Below are 20,692 nucleotides of genomic sequence, written 5' to 3' on the forward strand. Positions count from 1 at the left end.
CTCTCCGAAGTAGCCCCTTATGATTTCCGTCCGTAATCTCACGCTGCGCCGCGGCGTTAATGTCGTACTCGACAACGCGTCCATCACCTTCACCCCCGGCGAAAAGATTGGTCTTGTCGGCCGCAATGGCGCCGGCAAGTCGTCCTTCTTCGGCCTTCTCAACGGCACGCTGCACGAAGATAGTGGCGAGTTCTCGATTCCCGCTGCGTGGAAGATGGGCCAGGTCGCGCAGGAGATGTCGGAGACCGAGCAGAGCGCGACCGACTTCGTAGTCGAGGGTGACACCGTGCTGCTGGCCGCGCAGGCCGAAGTAGCCGCCGCTGAGGCCAGTGACGACGGTATGCGCATGGCGCACGCCTACATGGACCTGCACGACGCCGGTGCGCACGATGCCCCCGCACGTGCCCAAGCGCTGATCCTGGGCCTTGGCTTCAGTGATGCGCAGCTTAGCCAGCCGGTCAACAGTTTCTCCGGCGGCTGGCGCATGCGACTGCAACTGGCGCGCGCGCTCATGTGCCCGTCCGACCTGTTGCTGCTCGACGAGCCGACCAATCACCTCGACCTCGACGCGCTGGTCTGGCTGGAAGCGTGGCTCAAGCGCTATCAAGGAACCCTGGTAGTGATCAGCCACGATCGCGAATTCCTCGACGCGGTGACGCAGGTGACGGTGCACGTCGACAACGCCAGGCTCGTGCGTTATGGCGGCAACTACAGCAAGTTCGAAGAGATGCGCGCTGAGCAGCTCGTGTTGCAGCAGGCCGCGATGGCCAGGCAGGCGGACAAGATCGCCCACCTGCAGAAATTCATCGACCGTTTCAAGGCCAAGGCCTCGAAGGCGAAGCAGGCGCAGAGCCGGGTCAAGGCGCTCGAACGCATGGAGAAGATCGCACCCGTGCTTGCCGACGCAGAGTTCACCTTCGAGTTCAAGGAACCGCTCAACGTCCCGAACCCGCTGTTGTCGATGCTGGACGCGAGCTTCGGCTACCCGGCGCCGACCGACGCACTGCCGGGCACGCCGCCCACGGTCATCGTGCGGGGCATCAACCGATCCGTGCTGGCCGGGCAGCGCATCGGCATCCTCGGTGCCAACGGCCAGGGCAAGTCCACGCTGGTGAAGACGGTGGCGCACGCACTGGCGCCGATTGCTGGCGAAATCAGCGAAGGCAAAGGCCTGAACATTGGCTACTTCGCACAGCAGGAACTCGACGTGCTGCGTCCGCTCGACACGCCGATGGAACACATGATCCGCCTTGCCAAGGACACGCCGCCGCACATGCGCGCGCCCGGCCAGAGTGGCACCGAACAATCGCTTCGCACCTTCCTCGGCACCTTCAACTTCAGTGGCGACATGGTCCATCAGGCGGTCAACACGATGAGCGGTGGCGAAAAGGCGCGGCTCGTGTTGTGCATGATCGTGTGGCAGCGCCCCAATCTGCTGCTGCTCGACGAGCCTACCAACCACCTCGACCTGGCCACACGCGAAGCGCTAGGCATGGCACTCAACGAATTCGAAGGCACAGTGATACTGGTCAGTCACGACAGGTCCCTGCTGCGCGCGGTCTGTGACGAGTTCTGGCTCGTCACCAAGGGTGGCGTCGAGCCCTTTGACGGCGATCTGGACGATTACCAGCAGTTCCTGCGCGACGAAGCCCGTCGCATGCGCGAGCAGGCCGCCGGGGAGCAGAAGGTCATCGTCTGAGTTAAACCCCCTGGCAGTTCCAGTTTGGAAGCTGCCATAGCGCTCGCATCGAGTCGAAGGGCCGCTTAAGATCGGGAGTGTGAGCTCACTGATGCAGGATGCTGCCACCGGGTTGCTCGATGACGCCATCGTCGGCAATCAGCCACATTGCTGACGTAGAACCCAGCCCATCCCAATGACGGCTCCGGCCGATAACTTGCCGACCAACTCGGCGGGCCGAGCGTCAGTTGCATCCCGGAAGCTGTCATTGCGGCGTCAGGAGTCCGCACGGCAACTGTGGGCTGCGGATACAGCCAGGCGCGTGCGAGCACGTCCGGATCAAATCCTCACGGTATCGCTGACGGTATCGTCGCTATCCGACCGGGCGGAAAGGCCGTCTCCGTAGGGACCCCGATCACCGATTGACGATCGAGTGGGAATCATCGGCCAACTCACGCAAACGAGTCTGAAACGCTTCGCGCGCTATTTCTTCGGGGTTGCGAAATCGCTTGTGCCGTGAGCGGGGGGCGACGCGGACCAAAAGATTAATCGCTCAAGCTCTCCAGATAATGCCCCCAGTCCTGCATCATCTTCTGTCTCTCAGGAAAAAACTCCGCCTTGTTATACGCGCGACTCACGCGATTCTTTTCGACGTGGGCCAACTGACGTTCAATCGCCAGGGGAGCAAACCCCTGTTCGTGCGCCCATGTACTGAACGTCCCTCGTGCGCCGTGCGCCCTGAAGAGCCGTTCATGATTGAATCCAGCGCCGACCAAGGCTGCATTGATTGTGGTAGCCGCCATGGGCCGCGATTTGTCTCTGACGTTTGGGAAAAGGTAATCATCGGCGCCTTTAGGCCGTGTAATCTCTCTGATTTTTTCCAAAATCTCAATTGTTTGAGGGCTGAGGGGCACGACATGTGGACGCTCCATCTTCATGCGCTCGCCGGGGATGACCCATATGGCGGATTCCAGGTCGATCTCTCCCCACGTCGCACCTCGCGACTCGACGGTACGCACCGACGTAAGGAACAGTAGACGCATCACTAAACGTATGAGCTCAGTTCCCGTAACCGAGAATGCCGCCAGCACGTGTTTCAGTTCATTAGCCTCCAGCGCCCGGTTGTGGCGCGGAGGCGGGAGTGTCACTACATCGGATGGCTTGAGCGCTGCAACAGGATTCGCGTCGACCCGCCCGCTGATAATCGCTCGCCTGAATATCGCGTCAAGGTGTTGGCGGAGTCGTGTCGCGATATGGGGAGTGCCCTCAGCCTTGCGTTCGTTGCGTGCAATCACTTTGCGCTTTGCGATGGATTGCAGCAGATCGTAGACGTGTGCCACCTTGATATCGCGTACTGGCATCTTCCCGAGTGGCGAATCTTTCACGTAGCGTGTGAGAAAGCGTATGGCCTGCCCGCAGTAATCCTCGCTCCACCTGTCGCGGTTGTCTTCAATCCAGTCTTCGCAGACGGCCCAAAAGGTGTTCTTGTTATGTGTGATCGTCTGCAGTTGCAGCTGCTTCTCATAGGCCTTGGGGTGAACGCTGGACGACACGAGCTTGGCTGCATCATTGCGACGTTGGGGGCGTCGCTTATCGACAGATCAGGGAATCGCCCAAGGCTATAGCTGTGCAATCCTTGCCATCTAGCCGGTAGTCAAATTTGACAACCGTAGATACATGGAGTCGCGGTCGCGAATCTTATAGCGCTTGTCTTGCGGTTTGGCGTTCAGCAGCAGCGGGTAGGTTAGCTTCATGGAGTTCTCCTCGACGGACAACTACCATAAACTTTACCCGCAATTTACCCGCAAAACTGTCGGAAGCAGATGGATTACTCTGGATCAAGTCGGATAGATCCCCATAAACTGGATGGGCGACCCGAGCGAACGCGTAAAGTCTCAGCCACTCGCTGTAACCCTTTACCAGAAAGCCTCCCGAGCGTTCTATGTATTGCTGGCGGGACGTTTCATAGACCTCCCGAAGTGCAAACCAGGGAACATGCGGAAGATCGTGATGCACTGCATGGTAGTTGTTGTTCAGAAACAGCAAGCGCCAGCACCATCCCGCTTCGTTGATGACGGTGCGATGCGCATGATCCTGCGCCGCGCGATGTTCATGAAACGAGCGGACCGACGCGAGCGACAGCGCGCCATATCCCACGCCGACGATAAAAACCCACGCGGGTATCGCGCAAACCTGCTGCAACCAGATGGTGAGCGAGGCCAATGCGGCGAAGTGCGCGAGCCATGCCGGCACGTCGCGCCAGTCGCCGCGTTTGATCTTGCCGAGCGCCTGCGCGTTGGTTGCTGCAATCGCGAATGCGGGGCCCACCAGAAGCCGGCCAATAAACGTATTGCGGAACGCGAGCAGCGTGCGAATCGCGGGGCCCGCCTGCATCCACACCTGCTGGCTGACGAAATAGCTTTCGGGATCGCAGCCCGGATGTGTCAGATGCGGATCGTCGTGATGCTGAAGATGCGAGTCGCGATAGATGCGATAAGGGAACCACACCGCAAGCGGCGTGAAGCCGAGCAGCGCGTTGACGAACGGCGAACGGGTCGGATGGCCATGCAGCAATTCGTGCTGCAACGACATGTACCATGTGCCGAATACCGCGAGCAGTGCTGCGCTCAACGGCAGGCCGAGTTCGCGCGCATGGGTCGCGACGCCGAACCAGCCGCCGTAGATCGCGACGACCAGCGCCCATGTCGGCCATTGCGTGCGCCACGTAAGGCTCGTTGCCAGCCGGGCGAGGGAAGTGCGTTGCGCGTCGTCGAGATAAATCGCCATGGGCGGGACCGGTCATCAAGCAGATTCAGACCGATCCTACGGACCAACGGGCGACGCCAGAACCATTTTATTGAGCAATGCATCTGCTCGATCGTGCAAAGGCGGCGAAAGCGGTAGCGGCGCGGGGTCAGGCTCAATTGGCATCCGCCACGCGGCATGCGTGATCCATGAGCCCCTCGGCCGAGCCGCTGCCGTTGCCGACGTCGGTGCCGCTGTTGACGATCAGCCAGCCGTCCTTGTCGGCGTCCGGTCCCGCGCCGGTCACGAGGATGGTCTGGGTCGCCATGGCCGCGGCGCCGTGATTGTCGCGCGCGACGACGCGGAAAGGATTGCTGGTCCCGGTGAGCGACGTTACGCGTCTGATCCGGTAACGCTCGCCGTCGATCGTCTGCCAACGCCATTCGTCAGGCGTGTCCTTCGCATGTCTCGCGAGCGCGTCACTGACGTCGCGGCGCAGGCAGTCGATATGGATATGCAGCTGGTTTTGCGTGCGGAGATATTCTGAGTTGATTTCGAGGCCGAGCTGATCGTCCGGCAACGCGCGCTTGACGGCAGTCTCGACGTAATGCCGCGAGCCCCACGCGTCGACCCAGTAATCTTGCGCGTGCGGCGCCAGCACGAGCGGACTTTCGATGCCGGTGATGCGGTCGGTCGGAATCAGCAGATGCTGCGAACGGCCGACGATATCCTTCAGGACCACGTAACGTTTGTCGAGATCGACCATCGTGCATTGGCCCGGCGTGCCGGTGGCCTGCTGCGACGGCACACAGCGTATGTCGACGATCTTCCACAGCGCGTTGGAATCGACCGTGGCGAGGCGCGCGCATCCGGCGGCACTGCATAGGACGGCTAACGTGGACGCCAGACGGACGGCGTGGCGCATGAAGGTTCGCCGCATTTGCGGCTGCGTTTGCGGGTGGGCGGGGGTGGATGTTCGTGTCGTCATCGGCACTTTGGCTAGCGGTTTCAGAGGGGTTGTCGTTGGCGTCAAGCGGTACGAAAGGTCAACACATCGCGATAAGCGGCGTCAAAGCACCGGCGCCGGCAGGCCGCCAAGACACTGCTCGAACGCGACGCCGATCGCCAGCAGCCGCCGGTCCGAGCCCAGCGGCCCGTCCAGTTCGAGGCCGACCGGCAGCCCACTCGCGCTCATCCCGGCTGGCAGCGACAGCCCTGGAATGCCGGACGTGCTGGCCGGATCGGTATTGCGCAGGAACGCTTCCATCGTGTCGATCGGCGGCGCGCCGTCGATCGAGACCGTCGACGAACCGCTCACGTCGTCGATCGGCACCGCGGTCAGGCGGGTGGTCGGAAACAGCAGCGCGTCGAGGCGCTCAGCGGCGAAGGTCGCGGCCATGTACTGCTGCAAGCGCGGCCGCCAGTGGTTCAGCGCCGCCGCGTACTGCGCGCCGAGCGCATCCGCGAGCACGCTGTCGTAGATCGCGCGCACATCCGGGCTCGCGATGCGCGCGGCCAGTTCGGCCACCGTGCTGACCGGCGCGTGGTTGGCGACAAGCCAGGCGAGCACGTCGGCGCGTGCTTCGTGAATCGCAACCGGACCGCCGACCATCGCATTGAGCTGTTCCAGCTCGCTCATCGCCACCGGCACGAACACCACGCCGGCCGCTTCGAGCCGCACCAGCGCGGCCCGCGCCACGTCGTCCACCTGGCGTTCGAGCCCGTCCCACAGCGGCGCGGGCAGGCCGATGCGCAGGCCGCTCAGCGCGAGCGCGGGCAACGCGCCGGCCGAGGTGATCACGCCGTCGAGCAGCGCGAGGTCGGCGACGGTGCGCGCCATCGGTCCCACGGTGTCGCGCGTGTGGCTGATCGGCACCACGGCGTCTGGATCGTGATAGCGCCGCTCGGCGCCGCCGTTGCCGACCGACGGCCGGAACCCCGCAGTGCCCGTCAACGCCGCCGGAATGCGGGTCGAGCCGCCGGTATCGGTGCCCAGACCCGCGGGCGCGATGCGCGCGGCGATCGCCACCGCGGTGCCGCCCGACGAGCCGCCGGGAATCAGCGAGGGATCGTAGGGATTGCGCACCGGGCCGGCATGCGTGGCGAAATTCGTACTCGTGATGCCGAACGCGAGTTCGTGCATGTTCGCTTTGCCGAGCACGATCGCGCCCGCGTCGATGAGCCGTTGCACGGACGGCGCGTTGGTCGACGGCACGAAGCCTTCGAGAGCGGGCGTGCCCGCCGAGGTCTGCAAGCCCGCGGTATTGATGTTGTCCTTGACGACGACCGGCAGGCCGGCGAGCGCCAATTGCGCCTTGGCCGAGGCGGGCAGCGCATCGATGCGCCTCGCGGCGGCAAGCGCGCCGGGGAGGTCGAGCGTGGTGAGCGCGTTGAGGCTCGACAACGCCGCGGCGCGGGCGAGCAGTGTGCCCATGTAGTCGGCGGCGGCGAGGCGCCCGGACTGGATCGCAGCGACCGCTTGGGTGGCGCTCAGCGCGAGTTGTTCATCGACGGTCCAGGGCATGGGCGCGTCTCCTTATCGTCGGGTGCGCTGCCGGCGCGAGCGTGATGCGAAGCGCGGCGCGATACGCGCGACGCGCGGGCAACGCCGGGTGCGCGATCACGGCAAGTTCAGCAGACATGGGGACGCCGGGAGGCCGCATGAGCAGGCGCACGCGTAGTGCGCGCGTGCGCGCCGCGCTTTACGCGGGCAACGGCCACGCGAAATCCGCGAGCATGGGCTGCGAGCTTCGGCAATATCGGTCGACGTGTCGGACATGGCGGGATGCAGAGGGCGTACTCGTGATGCCGCCTATTCTGGCACACCCGTCCGGATGCCGACGCCGGACGATGCAACGGCCGCCGCTAGCAGGCAACTGCTCTCAGGTTCGCGCGCAGTTCTTTCAAGCCGCGAGCACCGCGAGCCTGGTCGTCGCGACGATCGACGCGATGGACGTCACTGATGATTGTCGATCCACATACGTCCCCATCGGAACGCATAGGCGAGCGCATGTTCTTCGTCGAAGAAGTAATCGAGCGCGTCGAACGAATACGCCTTGCCGTTGTTCGCGGAAGTGTTCTCGATGGTCAGATTGGCGGCGAACAGGCCGTTGGGCAGCAGTTGCGCGACGGGCGCGACCTCGTAACCCTTGTAGCGGATATGTGACTTCATGATGTCGACTTCTTATCAGTGTGCCCGCATGCGTTGCAAAAAAATCAGTGCGTAGGACGTAACCCGTAGCGCCAGACGATCGATGAGTGGGCGGCTAGGGGCAAGCGTAGGGCGCGCTGCACAGCGGGTGAACCAATCTTTCGTCGTAAGCTAATCAGCGGGGTTCGGGAGCGGTCTTCAGGAGCCCGGATCGGATCGTATTCGCTGTGCCGATCACACTAACAGCGGGGCGGCTGCGCGGTCTGTTATGTCCCGCACGGATTGCGCAAATGCCGCTTCCGTGGATCGCGAGAGCGGTCCACGGGAGATCGTGCGCGAGGGGTGGGTGAGGGATGCGCGAGCGGTGTGCGGCCCAGAATCAGACCGCGTGCAGCAGACGCGCGGGTTGCGTTTCGCCGAGCGGCTGGCCGGCCGACAGCGGGTTCGGCGCGCGATGTGCATTGAACGCCAGCGCGAATTGCGCGGCCTGCTGGCCGACTGTCGCGAGCTGATCGACGACTTTCGGGTCTGAGCAGGTGTCGACGGCATCGAAGCGCGTTTCGAGCGTGTTGATGCCCGCGCCGAACGGCGTGGGCCAGCCGCGCAGCGCGTGGATGATCGAGCGCAGCGAGGTCAGCACCGAACCAGCGGCCTGCCAGCCATACGCGGTGACGATGCAGCCGACCGCGCGGCCGTCCAGATACGGGCGCTCGTCGGCGCGCAGTTCTTCGAGCGTGTCGAGCGCGTTCTTCACGAGACCGGACACGCCGCCGTGATAGCCGGGCGTGGCGATGATCAGCGCGTCCGCGTGACGCACGGCGTCGATCAGTTCGAGCTGTTCTTTGGTGCGGTTCGGCTGTTCCGGCGCATAGTGGGGCAGGCTATGCAGAAAGGTGCCGCCGAACAGGCGAGTGTTCGCGCCGGTGGCCTCGGCACCGCGTAACGCGAAGCCGAGCGCGCGTTCGGTCGACGAAGCAGCGCGGGTGGTGCCGCCGATGCCGATGACGAGCGGCCGGCGGTGATGATCGAATCGGGTCAACGAGATGCTCCTTCGGTAGCGGCTCACGGCACGCTGGCGCGGGGCTGCGCGCAGACGGGCCGGGGCGAACCGGACTTTGAAGTGTCATCTTAATGACCGCCGGGCGCGGGGCTAAGCGACTTTTTGTTCTAACCATATAACCGGTCGCGGGCGCGTTGCGTTGCAAAGCACGTGAAGCCGCGCCGGATAAGCATATGGTGAACCGTTGTTTGGCCGTGTGACGGCCGCCGGCTATGCTGGTTTCGTCTCCTCCATGACACTCCTTGACATGGGACTCGGCCTCGCCGCTTCGGTGGCGAGGCCTTTTTTTATTGTCGTTGCCGCGGCACTGGCGCGAGCCGTTTTAAAAAATGCAGCTTTTCGCATGCTACGATGGTCCGCGATGATTCCCGGCGAGATCTGGCAGGCAATGACGACCCTATATGACACGCTCGGCGTGCAAGCGCACGCCACCGACGAAGAAATCAAGCGCGCCTACCGCAAGGCCGCGATGAAGTGGCATCCGGACCGCAATCACGGCGCTGAGCACGTGGCGCGCGCCGCGTTCCAGGAAATCAAGGACGCGTACGCGATCCTTTCCGACGCCGAGCAGCGCAAGGTGTACGACGCGGTCTACGCGGAGCAGATGCGCCATTGGGAAGCCCAGCGCGAGCGTCAGCAGCACGCGCACGCGCAGCGCGCGGCAGCGGCACGCGCGGCCGACGAAGCGGCGTATGCGGAGATGGTGTCGGTCGCGATCCGTTTCGCCGACGAAGGCCACAATCGCGATGTGCTGTTCGGCGTGCTGCTCGGGCGGCAGTGCGAGCCGCGGCGCGCCGCGCAGATCGCGGACAGCGTGGCGGCGCTGCAGGCGTCGCGGCGCGAGGCGGCGAAGGCTGGGGGGGCTGGCGACGCAAGCAAGGCGACTGATGCCGCCGATACCGTTGATGCCGCCAAGGATGCCGATATAAAGCACCAGGCCGATGCGGCCACAGGGAAGAATGCCGCTGCTCGCGACGCGCCCGCCAATCGCGCAAAGCACGCCAACTCCGCCAACCCAGCGAATCAAGATGAACCCACCGCCGACGCTCATCCGGCCGGCGCGCTCGGCGGTCTGTGGTTTCAGTTTCTGAACAGCCTGCGTTTTTGACGGATCACGCGGGCTGGCCGCTGATCCGCGTCAGCTCGCCCGCAAGCTCGTCGATATACGAATCGTTTATGCCGCAATCCGCCAACGCGCTTTGCAGCTTGAACACGTACTCCGCGTTCGTGCCGAAGAGGCCGGTGGCGACGGCCATCGACGGCGCGATCGCTGCGGCGCGAGCGTCGCCTTCGTATTGCGAGTCGCCGGGCTCGGCGACGAAGGCGATTGCGCTGACTTCGGTGCCGTCTTCGAGCGTGACCGGCGCCCAGGTCGGACGATAAGCGCCCGTCACCATTTCGCGGATCCAGAGAATCCGCAGTTCTTCTTCGAGCGTCGCGCCGCACAGGCGCAGCGCAACGCCTTGCGTGCTGCCGCCCGGTTCGAGCGAGAGCATGCGCCCCGGCTGCTGCGGCGTGCCGCGCCCGGCGATCAGCCGGATACAGAAGCTGCGATGCCAGCCGTGCAGCGTCGCGATGCGGCGGCTGTCGAAGTCCGAAATCGGATTCCACATCAACGAGCCGTAGGCGAAGACCCAGACGTCGCCTTCTTGCGGACGCTCCTGCATGGTCTGCGCGAGCGATGCATCGATCTGCGCCTGAGTCCACAGCATCTCTCTCGGCAGAGAATCAAAACTTTCGAGGTACGCGCCGGAGCTGATGGCGTTTCTGTTCAGCATCAATGGGTCCCGTGATGAACGGCGCCGCGCGCCGACCTAACAAACTGGTTGAAGTATGAGCGCGAGCGGCGGCGGAATAAATCGGTCTGCGCGAAACAGTGCGTCGTATGATCGGCGCCAATGAGTGGGTGCCCGGCTGTGATGCTCGCCGGGCTGGCAGCGGCGAGCCCCGCGCGAATCGTCCCGCATGCCATGTTCACTTACATCGTGGTAGTTGCGGTCGCGGCGTTTATCCCTTAAGCGGCGGCGTCAGGCATTGCGAAAGGAGTCAAGGCGATCAGTTCGCCACCCGCGGCCGTGTCGTTCGAAGCCGCGCCTCCGGCGCCGAGGGCGGGCAGCGGCGCGGCCTACCAGATCGTGTCGGAGCGGTGCGACAGGGAGGGTTCTGTGTGATGCCCAAGGCCGGTGCGGTGCGCGCAGCGAGCGTGCCTCTTTTGGGTTGCATGCGCCCGTGCTTGCCGCCTTGCCTGCGGCCGACAGCATAATGTAAGCATAATCGACGCGCTGACACACTTCACCGGCAAATGCAGTTCGCATCGTTGCGTGCCCCGTGAATTGAATTCCCCTGGTGCAATTCCTGTGGCGCAAGTATTTAAGACGTCGTAGTGTCACGGTGGCGCAAGACTGGGTCGACAGAATGGCACCCAGAAGCAAAAAAAGAATATACGGTACGGGGTAAGCGTGACCAGAAAATATAAGGTGCTGTTTCTTTGCCGCGATAATTCAGCATGCGGCGTGGTTGCCGAAGCTTTGCTGCGCGAACTGGCGGGACACCGGTTCGAAGCGTTCAGCGCGGGGCCCGAGCCGGCCGCACGGGTTCATCCGCTCGCGGTCGCGCAATTGCGGTCGGGCGTATCGGCGCGCGACATTTTGAGCCCGAAAAGCTGGCTGGAATTCACCGGCGAATGGGCGCCGAGAATGGACCTCGTCATCGCACTGGACGATTCCGTCGACGAACATCATGCGCCCGTGTTTCCAGGCGCGCCTGCGTTGCTCGCCTGGAGCGTTGCCGATCCGCTCGTGGACGGCGTGCCGGACGACGAGCGCGCGCGGCTGTTCGAAAAAATGTTCTGGCAGATCGTGCGGCAGGTCAGCGCGCTTATTGCGTTGCCGCAATTTGACACGCCGCCGGGGCACGCCGGTGGAGTCCATAACAGGGTTTCCACAGTCTTGCCCGTTAGCGATGCGCCCTGCACCGATGGTGGCCTCGCGAACCCGTCGGTCGTCGATTCATTGGGCACCGTAACGCTCAGCTCGGCAATCGCCTCACCGGAAGACCGGGCCAGCACGTGCGACGCGTGAGTGTCGTAAGCCGTCGCTTCGCCTGAGATGCGCTGGAGCCACAGATCCGGCTCATTCAATGTTTCTTTTCGCGGCGTTCCTCGCTGCGTCGAGCGACATCGGCTGGCTGCCGCGGTTTATCGAATTCATGTCTTTTCGCCGTGGATTGCGGCGTCATGCCAATTCGTAACCCGCATGACCGGTCTCAGCTAGCCGACGCGGCATTGCGCTACTCCGGCCGGCTATGCGGCGCGGCGGCGCGCCCGAGCGCTGACTGCGGAAAGATGTTTGCTGGCAGGGCACACGCAGCGGCGCCTCGCGTGCGCACTTCGGCGGGCATGCGAAACCTGGGAAACCCGACAGGAAAATGCGGGGGCTGACCTGATGAGCCAACGGCTCAACAGCCTGATGGCTTAACGGTTGTGGGAACGCGCAAGCGGACTTCCCGCGAACGGGTCGTTTTTCCAGTCCACGTGTTTTTTCGGGTGCGGTGCAGGGGCCGGTTTGGCTGTCAATTCAAAGTGGTCGATTGATTGACCTGCGCTGATTGCCTGTTTCAGCCATTGGGGCATTTCGCCCTGGCCGTCCCAGCTGTCCCCCGTCGCGCTCCGGTAGCGTTCGGCCTTTTGCGCCAACGGCTCGGACGCCAGCGCGGCAGCGAGGTCTTCTGGTCTGATGCCAAACTCTTCCATGCGATGGCGGAGATACGCAATCATGCTATCTCGCTTCCTTTCGTCCATAAGATATTCGTCCTTCTAAAACGTCCAGCGTTCTGTCAATTACAGATTGCAAGCTAAAGTTGCGGTGCGTCGATCCCGTTTGAATGGGGCCGGCCCGCGGTGGGGTTGTCAATCGAAGGAAAATCCATGAGCCGCGTTATAAAACGTTGCTCCATAAATCGCGCTACAGCTTATGCCCAATCCAGCCGCCTATCGGGCTGGCCGTGGCGGCCAGTGAATACGCCAGCGATTCGCCGCACGGCGGACAAGGCTGGATATGCCTCGCGGCCGCAACGGAAAGAACTGAGGTGACAATGCACTGATTGCGAATGGCTGGTTTCACGTCCACGCTCCGTCTCTCGCCGGTGTTTCGCGCGCGCCGCTTTTTTGCGTTATAACAGCATCATAACGCACTGGGCGGACAACGCACGCGCCGCTTCAACTGATTTTCTTCACGAATGCGGTTTATCGAACGGAATAGCCCGCGTCGCCACCGGCGGAGCCCGGGATTGAATTCCCAGGCGGGCGAGCTATAAAGAAATTGCGGAACACACATTCGCGCTGCCAGCTTGCGGCGACTGATTTCACCTACCTTGGAGAAAGCGTCCGACATCGGCTGCAAGTGTGGCAATTATCTACTCGTTTGGTTCGGTGATCCGTCGCGGCAGTTGTGCATCGGCATCGACTTGTTCCTCGGCCCGATTGGGCGAGCTGGCTTTTCGCGGATCAATTCTTTAGGAGGACGAGAGCTGCTGCGCCGGATTCGAGGAGTCTGGACATGAAATTACGTTTATTGATGGTAGTCGCGAGCGCGTTGCTGTTCCTCGTGCCGCGAAGCGCCAGCGCGATGGAACTCGATGGCCAGCCGGGCGCCGGCGCGTCGGGCCGCGCGCTGATGCAACAGAACGCGAACGAGTCGGCTCAAGCCACGACGGATATGTCGTACGGCGAAGCGGCTCAGGGGATGGACACTCGCACACAAGCGGTGCGGAACGTGTCGTACGGCGGCGTGGCCGCGGGGCAATCGGAATCGGGGAGCGGGCTGCAGGGCAAGCCGTGCTCTACCGGACCTCAGTGCAGGATCTATTTCGGTCAATGACGGATCCGCGAGTGGGGGGCGGCGCTCGACAGAAAGCGCCGCGTCCCACCCAGTTTTCATGCAATGGCGGCGATCGGCATCGAGTGACCGGGACATTCGCCGGGACGGTCCACCAGTTCGTCGACATGCTGTTTTTCCACTTCGGCCCGCTCCGTGTAGCTGCGAAATTCATCCAGCAACGCGCGCCACGACGCATGCCAGCGCGTTTCCCTGATGCACACACCCGACGGATCGGCGATACGCAGCACCCCGTTGTCCGGATAGAAGGTCAGGATGACCGGCATGCCGTCGATGACGCATGTGGCAGTGCAGGGGCGGGTGGTAAGCATGTGCGATGTCCTCGGATGATTGTGAGTTGAACTACGTTGAACGCTGACGGCGGCTTCAGCAAGCGCTGTGCCTGAGGTTGGCGCTTTACTGCTTCTCGCATCGATGCGAATCCGCTCGCGACAGAAGCAACGCTCACTTTCCTTCAGGATTGCAATCGCGAGCGGATCATCACCATCAGCTTTTTCATGGCGATCCGTGACGGGGAAATGAATAGCATCGGACGCTGCGTCTATGCGGCGGTTTCGGCATGCTATGTGCTACCAGCCAATGAGTTAATGCAAATCCGCACTACTGGAGGCAGGAATGCGAGAAGCCGAAAACCGCGCATACGCGCACAGCGTGGGCACTGCTCCCGACGCAGCCGATGTCGCATCCGCCAGGAGCCACCCCAAGGGCCACGCCATCACGCGAGCATTCGATGCATTCGCAAGTTCGGTGACGCGGCTCGCGGGTTCGCCGGTCGCTTTCGGCGTCGCGGCGATTACCGTGCTCGTCTGGGCTCTCACCGGGCCACTGTTTCACTTTTCCGATGGCTGGCAACTGGTCATCAACACGGGCACGACCATCATTACGTTTCTCATGGTCTTTCTGATCCAGCAAAGTCAAAACAAGGACAGTGCGGCCGTGCATCTCAAGCTGAACGAGTTGCTCGCATCGCATCGTGCCGCGAACAATCAGCTGATCGGAATCGAGGACGCCTCCGAAGAGGATCTTCGACGCCTCGCCGCCGCCTATTTGCGGCTTGCAAGCAAGGCTGCCGATTGCGCGGAAAGTGTCGACGTGGACGCTTGCATCGAACAGCCGTCGAGGTCGCATCGATAAGAAAACGGCGTTCTAGTGAAGCATTGAGACGAGCCGTTCATTTTCTCGACTTGGACAGCCGGTGTCCCAGGCCGAGATTGGTGGCAAGCTGCCACGTGTACACCCGCGAATAGCTCACGCCGAAGCGCATTTTTATCAATTCGCGCAGCCGGGCGTTGGTCCATGGATGGGTGGGAAAGCCGTGTTCACACGCCGAGCCGTTCAGTGCGGCGGCGATCCACTCCAGCGCGGCGCCGTCGAGCGATGAAGTACGCCCCCCGACACTGACCTTCTGCAGCGCTTCGAGCCCGCCTTCGGTGATGATGGAGCGGTATTTCCTGACCGTGTCGGTGGACAGGTGCAGGGCTTCGGCCACTGCGGACACCGATGCGCCTTCCATCAGCATTCGGCCCGCGTTCATCCGGCGTACGACGCTTGGCAGATCTTCTGTTCGGGAGGGCATGTTGAACCTTCCTGGCAAGGCCGGACACGAAAACCACGGAATGCGTGCGCATTCCCGACACGACTCATCGACGTCACACGGCGTACCGCAAGCGCGTTCGCCACGCGCCGCAAAGGTATGGTGAAACGTCGTGGCTGTCTAGGGCCGTCACCAGAACGGCTTGAAGCGTTGCGCGCTGCTGGAATGACGGCGAAACCCGATTGCTGATCAAATCCGCATACAAAACTACTAATAATCGTTTTTGCCACTGTTGGACGTTTTTGTAATAAAAACAATTGCCGCGTGGATTTGATTCGATAAGTCTATGATGCCTTCCGGCATTCCCGGCGACAACTTCAATCACCGAAGGGTTAATAAAACATTTCCCCGGGATTTGCCGTGCGCCGCTCCTTGCTATTCCTATATACGTTTGCTAGCATCCCGTAACAGTTTGCAATAGTCATAACTTTTCCAGTCTTCAAGGTCCGCACAAAGTCGGCCGTGCGGCAGCCAACGTCTCTGCGAGGAACGCGTTATGGCTAGCCACTTACCCGCCCGCTGACGCTCGAACGAGCGCGGGACGCCAGGCAGCGTGGTTTTTTCGCGTCATTATCTAAAAGGCTCGTTTTCAGTCGCATTCGACTGAGTGGACATTGCTTTTCGCGATTTTTGCATAATGGGCATTATGCGACGAGTGCCTTTGTCTTTTAAAGGACGGAGGTCAGTATGAACAAAGGGATTATCCGGGTTTGCGGTTTTTCGATGGCGGCTGTTTGGCGGTTTTTGCCGAAAACAGATTCGCGCGGTGTGAAGCCGATTACGCGAGCGGCGGCAATAAACCGTTCGATCTTGCTCCTGCGCTCAATGTTCAGTCCAACGTCCAGAGGCGGCCCACTGATTCAATCGCTCAATCTGATTTCGTCGGCCCGACCGACGTGCCACACGTTTTCCGGATGAACTTTCAGTCGTGGCGAGCGCGGACCGGTGTCCGGCTCTGCGCGCTACCGCGTGTTCATCGTGCCTCATCTTCCGCCGCCCATCAGGCGGCAGATTCTCGCTGACCGCAACACAACGTTCGGCGAATCGAGATCATGAACTACGCATGACCACACATCGTGCGCCCGTCATTCAGCGGAGAAAACGGATGGATGCCGACCTCATAGCCCGATTGACCGACACGCTGCTTTTCACGGCGAAGAACCGCGGCGTGCTTCCGTATTCGCGCTTTCACGCGCTGTTCCCCAGTGCGATGACGCTTGCAGCCCGGCACGCGGTGCTCGACGAAGCGTTGCGGCACATCTGCGACGAGCAGGAGGTGGACTATGGCGTCCTGTTCGCGCGCGACAACGGGCTTCCCGGCCCCGATTTCTTCAAGCGATACCGGGTGAACCGGCGCAACGAATATGCCGCGCTGGTCGGCGATCCGCGATACCACAACGCGACGCTCAAGCAGCAGCGCCTGATTGCAGCGGCGGAGCGCGCGCGCGTGTACGAGCACGCGGCGCGGCGCGTCGAGGACGGGATCACGCTCGCGATGCACGCATAGCGTGCCGCGACAGCTGATGATTTGAGCTTCACCAACGATGCAATCAAAAGGAGCATTTCATGGCTTGCAAGTCATCGAGGTCCGATTTGAATCTTCTGAAGTCCGTCCCGGTAGCGCTCGCGATTCTGCTTGCGGCGGCTTGTCCTGCGGTGGCCCAGGAGGCGGCATCGGGGCCTGCGCCGCAGGTCGTCGGCGCGGCGGCACTGCTGCGCGTTCAGGCGCGCGTCGTCGAGATCGATCCCGCTTCGAACAGCGTCACGCTGCAAGGTCCGCGCGGCAACCTTGCGGTCATCGACGTGAATCCCGCGGTGGCGGATGTGAAGAAGCTGCGTGTCGGCGACATAGTGAACATTGCCTATCAGAAGGCCGTTCTGATCGGCGTCGACAAACTCGCGACGAGCGGAATTCGCTCCCGCCTCGATACCCAGGTCGCGCAGCCCGCGTCGGGCGGCGTCGTTGCGTCGGCGCGCCGTGTCGAGGTGGTGGCGACGGTGCAGAAAGTCGACCGCAAGCATCGCACGGTCACGCTGCGCGGCCCGACCCGTACCGAGACGCTCGACGTCGCCCCGGACATCTCATTGGACGACATCAAGGTGGGCAACTCGGTTCGGGCCGTGTTCGTTGTCGCCGCCGCGGCGTCCGTGTCGCGCGGCGGTGAAGAAGTCAAGTGACGACGATGTGGGAGGCGTAAAGTGATCATGTAGCACGGCGTCTCGCGGCATGGTGATGCAGGTCCGAATCACCATGTAGTTGACGCCTGGCGCCGTTTCTTGCAGCGCGCGTCGTCGACGCGGTCATGGCGTTCGGTAAAGGAGTATCGAATGGAACAAAAGCGCGTGAGATCCGCCGACGAAGAGGAGGAGCGCAGAAAAGTCATTCGCGGTAAGGTGCGCATCGGCCTTGCCGCATTCGGTACGCTGGCGGCGGTCGCTGGAATCGGTGTGGTGATTAACGGCGGGCTCTATTTCAACACGACGAAGGTGCTGGTCGGTGTCGCCATCATTGTCGTATCGACCATCCTCTATGTCACGATGCTTTTTGTTTCGCGTAACGACTAGGTGAAAGCAGGGCGGGCAAGGATCTGGCTACCAATTGTTGCAGTAAGCGAATTTGCTAGCCGCATGCGCGGATGCGTGGCAAATTGGTTGCGGACCGATGACTTCCCGGCTGGCGAGTTTTGCACGCGCGACGGGGTTGGCGCTGTCGGCAGTTCTTCAACGCGACGGAGAAAAACATGGCACACGCATCCGGGGCGAATACCGGTCGGCGGACCCCGCTGTTGGAAGCGCTGCTGACTTTGGCGGAGTATCTCGAGTTGTCGCTCGACGCGGGCGCGAGCCTGATCGTCATGCGTCACGCAAGCGATACCGCGACCCTCTATCTGGGGGACGCGTCGGGCCCGCGAGAGGATTTGAAGCGGCGCGGAACGGTGACGGCATCGCTTGCCAACGAAATCCTCGACGCGACTCGGGCGGGAGTGAACGTGATGGAAATCGAAGGTAGAACGTACCGGTTCTTCCGCAGTTTTACGCACATGGACGAAGTGGCTGCGGTCGTGTTTTCTCCAACTTGATGGACGGGTGCCGGGGTCATCAAGTTTTCAAAGCGCGTCGTGACAGAGCGCCATCATCCTCTGAACCATTGTGCTTGCCTCGTTGAGTTCCATTTCACTGGTGAAGAGCGCATTCACGCTGGACAGCCGAACCGCAACGCCGGCCTCCAGCAGATCCTTGCTGGCGATTTTCAAAGCCAGTTGGCCGATGCGGACCCTGTCCAGCCAGTCCATCTGCACGCGATTCTTGCTCAGCCACTGACGGCAGCACTGGACAACATGGTCCACTCGCCATTCGTTGGTCAAAGCGTAGGACGCCGCCGCAATCGCGACGAGGAAACATAGCAAGTCGGGACGCGCGCTGTCGCGCTCGTTGAATTCAGGTTTGGTCATGTTTGTTCGCTTGCCCGCTGCGGTTAAGCAAACCCATCACATATGGGCGAGGGTGGACGATTCAATATCGACGAAGTTCGATACCGTCAAGACTCAGTTTCAGGGAGCCTGGATGAATCATTGCGACGTTACAAGCTTAACCTTACAAATCAAACGTTCTATAACCAAATCCGGCACCTTGTGTCCGACGCGGTCGCGTCAGGCACGCGAAAATGCCACGTTTTTCCGTCCATGAACTAGTTACCTCTTGAATCGCGACGCGGGAATCAGCGTGGTGAAATTGAACCGTCACGCTGACCGCGCGCCCTGAATCAGGTGACGGCGAAGCGATGTTAAATCGTGTGCCTGGCGGTGATGAGCGCCGGAAGGCCTCTGAACGTTCATTCAATGTTGTGGCTGCGGGTTGGAAGTAAAGCCCGTCCGTGCAGGTGGAAACCCTATCGATTACCAGTGAGGTGAGTCCATGTCCAAGATGAAAGCCGTACAGGTCGAAGAAGCGGGAGGCCCGCTGAAGCTCGTCGAGCTGGATGTTCTTCAGCCGGCCGACGGTCAGGTTCGCATCAAGGTTCAGGCGTGTGGAATTTGTCACAGCGATTCGTTGACCAAAGAGGGGCTCTGGCCAGGCCTGCAATTTCCCCGGGTCCCCGGCCATGAAATTGCCGGCATTATTGATGCCGTGGGATCTGGTGTAGAGGGATGGAGCGTCGGGAAACGAGTTGGCGTCGGCTGGCATGGCGGCCATTGCGGTCGGTGTGGTCATTGCCGTCAGGGCGATTTCGTCCTTTGCGAAAAGGCGCAGGTGCCGGGGATTAGTTACAACGGTGGTTATGCAGAGTTCGTGGTTGCTCCGGTAGAAGCGCTCGCCAGCATCCCGGACGACCTGTCGGACGCTGACGCAGCGCCACTATTGTGCGCCGGGATTACGACCTATAACGCGTTGCGCAATAGCGGTGCGCGTGCGGGTGACGTGGTCGCGATTCTTGGTATCGGCGGCCTTGGGCACCTCGGTGTGCAGTTCGCCAGGAAGATGGGCTTCAATACGGTCGCTATCGCCCGCGGACAAGACAAGGCGCCATTGGCGAAAGAACTGGGCGCTCATCATTACATCGACAGCACAACACAGAATATTCCGGAAGAACTCGGAAAGCTGGGCGGAGCGAAGGTAATTCTCGCGACCGTCACGAGCGGGAAAGCAATGAGCGCGGCAGTTGGCGGGTTGGGTTTGAATGGCAAGATGATTATGGTTGGACTGTCGGCAGAGCCTGTCGAAGTTCCGATTGCCCAGTTCATCATGGGCCGCAATTCGATTCAGGGGTGGCCGTCAGGAACCTCCGCCGACTCTCAGGATACCCTCGCGTTTAGCGCCCTTTCCGGGGTCAAACCCATGATCGAAGAGTTTCCGCTCGAGCGTGCGGCTGAAGCTTATGACCGGATGATGAGTGGCGCGGCGCGGTTCAGGGTGGTTTTAAAGGTGACGTAACGCCCGGTAGGGTGGGTGCTATGGGCGGCTCTGTCGACTTGCGTCATGAGCCGCTGCCTCGTGATGCAAGAAGCACCATCGACGGGCTACTTCTTTCGGGTACGGAGGGGGTGCGGCGGATAAGTTGGACTGGTTTATGTACCGATACCGAGACGTTCCCGGTATTCCGAGGGACTGAGTGCGCCAAGCGATATCTTGATTCGCTTGTCGTTGTACCAACGTATATACGAGCCAACCACTTCGATGAACTGCTCAATCGTCGTCGCTTGCCAGTTCCGAGGATAGAACAGCTCCGTTTTCAAACGCCCGAAGAAGCCCTCGCAGGCCGCATTGTCAGGCGAGCAACCTTTGCGTGACATCGAGCGAATCAGCTTTGCATCCCCCATTCGTGAGAGCCAGCCGGGCCAGCGATAGTGAGCGCCCCGGTCAGAGTGAACAACAGGCCTGTCGACGCTATCGGCCACCGTTTCAACAGCAGCATCCAGCATCGTGTTGACGAGTTCCGCATCTGGATGCGTGCCGATTGACCAGCTGACGACCAATCCATCGAAGCAGTCGATTACCGGCGATAGATACACTTTTCCGGCCGGAATCTGGAATTCTGTGATGTCGGTAAGCCACTTTTTATTAGGTGCAT

The 20,692-nt window shown here is 61.6% G+C and carries 22 protein-coding genes; 10 read left to right on the forward strand and 12 right to left on the reverse strand.

Annotated elements, in window-relative coordinates:
* Positions 1-19: 19 nt before the first annotated feature.
* Positions 20-1,699, forward strand: coding sequence for an ABC-F family ATP-binding cassette domain-containing protein (locus FVF58_RS34885; RefSeq protein WP_149674272.1), 1,680 nt, complete (start codon positions 20-22; stop codon positions 1,697-1,699).
* A 524-nt stretch (positions 1,700-2,223) separates the two neighbouring features.
* On the opposite strand, the gene FVF58_RS34890 is transcribed toward FVF58_RS34885, so the two are convergent.
* From FVF58_RS34890 to FVF58_RS34915, 6 genes are all read right to left on the reverse strand, one after another.
* Positions 2,224-3,231, reverse strand: coding sequence for a tyrosine-type recombinase/integrase (locus tag FVF58_RS34890; protein WP_149674273.1), 1,008 nt, complete (start codon positions 3,229-3,231; stop codon positions 2,224-2,226).
* 145 nt (positions 3,232-3,376) lie between these two features.
* Positions 3,377-4,465: a fatty acid desaturase gene (locus FVF58_RS34895; RefSeq protein WP_149674274.1), complete on the reverse strand. Its 1,089-nt coding sequence runs from the start codon at positions 4,463-4,465 to the stop codon at positions 3,377-3,379.
* A gap of 133 nt (positions 4,466-4,598) precedes the next feature.
* Positions 4,599-5,348 (reverse strand): CDP-diacylglycerol diphosphatase, encoded by a 750-nt coding sequence (locus tag FVF58_RS34900; RefSeq protein WP_246217297.1) that lies wholly within the window; start codon positions 5,346-5,348, stop codon positions 4,599-4,601.
* 144 nt (positions 5,349-5,492) lie between these two features.
* Positions 5,493-6,947 carry an indoleacetamide hydrolase gene (iaaH, locus tag FVF58_RS34905; protein ID WP_149674276.1) on the reverse strand — a complete coding sequence of 485 codons (1,455 nt, stop codon included), beginning with the start codon at positions 6,945-6,947 and terminating at the stop codon, positions 5,493-5,495.
* 432 nt (positions 6,948-7,379) lie between these two features.
* The gene (locus tag FVF58_RS34910; protein ID WP_149674277.1) at positions 7,380-7,595 is read right to left on the reverse strand and encodes a transcriptional regulator; all 216 of its coding nucleotides are present in this window, start codon (positions 7,593-7,595) and stop codon (positions 7,380-7,382) included.
* A gap of 358 nt (positions 7,596-7,953) precedes the next feature.
* The gene (locus tag FVF58_RS34915; protein WP_149674278.1) at positions 7,954-8,613 is read right to left on the reverse strand and encodes an NADPH-dependent FMN reductase; all 660 of its coding nucleotides are present in this window, start codon (positions 8,611-8,613) and stop codon (positions 7,954-7,956) included.
* 409 nt (positions 8,614-9,022) lie between these two features.
* Here FVF58_RS34915 and FVF58_RS34920 point away from each other — a divergent pair, with 409 nt between their 5' ends.
* The gene (locus FVF58_RS34920) at positions 9,023-9,742 is read left to right on the forward strand and encodes a J domain-containing protein (RefSeq protein ID WP_149674299.1); all 720 of its coding nucleotides are present in this window, start codon (positions 9,023-9,025) and stop codon (positions 9,740-9,742) included.
* 4 nt (positions 9,743-9,746) lie between these two features.
* On the opposite strand, the gene FVF58_RS34925 is transcribed toward FVF58_RS34920, so the two are convergent.
* The gene (locus FVF58_RS34925; protein WP_149674279.1) at positions 9,747-10,412 is read right to left on the reverse strand and encodes a gamma-glutamylcyclotransferase; all 666 of its coding nucleotides are present in this window, start codon (positions 10,410-10,412) and stop codon (positions 9,747-9,749) included.
* Positions 10,413-11,093: 681 nt separating this feature from the next.
* Between FVF58_RS34925 and FVF58_RS34935 the strand changes: the two genes are divergently transcribed.
* Positions 11,094-11,714 carry an arsenate-mycothiol transferase ArsC gene (locus FVF58_RS34935; protein WP_149674280.1) on the forward strand — a complete coding sequence of 207 codons (621 nt, stop codon included), beginning with the start codon at positions 11,094-11,096 and terminating at the stop codon, positions 11,712-11,714.
* Positions 11,715-12,106: 392 nt separating this feature from the next.
* Here the strand turns inward: FVF58_RS34935 and FVF58_RS34940 are convergent, their stop codons facing one another.
* On the reverse strand, positions 12,107-12,433 hold the full coding sequence (locus FVF58_RS34940) for an H-NS histone family protein (RefSeq protein ID WP_149674281.1): 327 nt from the start codon (positions 12,431-12,433) through the stop codon (positions 12,107-12,109).
* 757 nt (positions 12,434-13,190) lie between these two features.
* Between FVF58_RS34940 and FVF58_RS34945 the strand changes: the two genes are divergently transcribed.
* The gene (locus tag FVF58_RS34945; RefSeq protein ID WP_149674282.1) at positions 13,191-13,511 is read left to right on the forward strand and encodes a hypothetical protein; all 321 of its coding nucleotides are present in this window, start codon (positions 13,191-13,193) and stop codon (positions 13,509-13,511) included.
* Positions 13,512-13,567: 56 nt separating this feature from the next.
* On the opposite strand, the gene FVF58_RS34950 is transcribed toward FVF58_RS34945, so the two are convergent.
* The gene (locus tag FVF58_RS34950; RefSeq protein ID WP_149674283.1) at positions 13,568-13,840 is read right to left on the reverse strand and encodes a hypothetical protein; all 273 of its coding nucleotides are present in this window, start codon (positions 13,838-13,840) and stop codon (positions 13,568-13,570) included.
* Between the two features lie 304 nt (positions 13,841-14,144).
* Here FVF58_RS34950 and FVF58_RS34955 point away from each other — a divergent pair, with 304 nt between their 5' ends.
* Positions 14,145-14,663, forward strand: a complete 519-nt coding sequence (locus FVF58_RS34955; RefSeq protein WP_149674284.1) for a low affinity iron permease family protein — start codon at positions 14,145-14,147, stop codon at positions 14,661-14,663.
* A 37-nt stretch (positions 14,664-14,700) separates the two neighbouring features.
* Here FVF58_RS34955 and FVF58_RS34960 read toward each other — a convergent pair whose 3' ends face one another.
* Positions 14,701-15,105, reverse strand: a complete 405-nt coding sequence (locus FVF58_RS34960) for a helix-turn-helix domain-containing protein (protein WP_149674285.1) — start codon at positions 15,103-15,105, stop codon at positions 14,701-14,703.
* A 1,123-nt stretch (positions 15,106-16,228) separates the two neighbouring features.
* Between FVF58_RS34960 and FVF58_RS34965 the strand changes: the two genes are divergently transcribed.
* The 4 genes from FVF58_RS34965 to FVF58_RS34980 all read left to right on the forward strand — a co-directional run bounded on the left by FVF58_RS34965 (position 16,229) and on the right by FVF58_RS34980 (position 18,203).
* Complete coding sequence (locus FVF58_RS34965; protein WP_246217299.1) at positions 16,229-16,630, forward strand: hypothetical protein; 402 nt, start codon at positions 16,229-16,231, stop codon at positions 16,628-16,630.
* 59 nt (positions 16,631-16,689) lie between these two features.
* A complete protein-coding gene (locus FVF58_RS34970; protein ID WP_149674286.1) occupies positions 16,690-17,301 on the forward strand; it encodes a hypothetical protein in 612 nt (203 codons plus the stop codon).
* A gap of 150 nt (positions 17,302-17,451) precedes the next feature.
* Positions 17,452-17,688, forward strand: coding sequence for a DUF2964 family protein (locus tag FVF58_RS34975; RefSeq protein ID WP_149674287.1), 237 nt, complete (start codon positions 17,452-17,454; stop codon positions 17,686-17,688).
* Between the two features lie 176 nt (positions 17,689-17,864).
* Positions 17,865-18,203, forward strand: coding sequence for a hypothetical protein (locus FVF58_RS34980; protein WP_149674288.1), 339 nt, complete (start codon positions 17,865-17,867; stop codon positions 18,201-18,203).
* A 27-nt stretch (positions 18,204-18,230) separates the two neighbouring features.
* On the opposite strand, the gene FVF58_RS34985 is transcribed toward FVF58_RS34980, so the two are convergent.
* The gene (locus tag FVF58_RS34985; RefSeq protein ID WP_149674289.1) at positions 18,231-18,575 is read right to left on the reverse strand and encodes a hypothetical protein; all 345 of its coding nucleotides are present in this window, start codon (positions 18,573-18,575) and stop codon (positions 18,231-18,233) included.
* A gap of 463 nt (positions 18,576-19,038) precedes the next feature.
* Between FVF58_RS34985 and FVF58_RS34990 the strand changes: the two genes are divergently transcribed.
* Positions 19,039-20,055 carry an alcohol dehydrogenase gene (locus tag FVF58_RS34990; protein WP_149674290.1) on the forward strand — a complete coding sequence of 339 codons (1,017 nt, stop codon included), beginning with the start codon at positions 19,039-19,041 and terminating at the stop codon, positions 20,053-20,055.
* Between the two features lie 134 nt (positions 20,056-20,189).
* Here FVF58_RS34990 and FVF58_RS34995 read toward each other — a convergent pair.
* The coding region (locus FVF58_RS34995; RefSeq protein ID WP_149674291.1) for an IS3 family transposase at positions 20,190-20,692 on the reverse strand (503 nt) is incomplete at its 5' end.

Source organism: Paraburkholderia panacisoli (genome assembly GCF_008369935.1).
GTDB classification, from domain to species: Bacteria; Pseudomonadota; Gammaproteobacteria; order Burkholderiales; family Burkholderiaceae; genus Paraburkholderia; species Paraburkholderia panacisoli.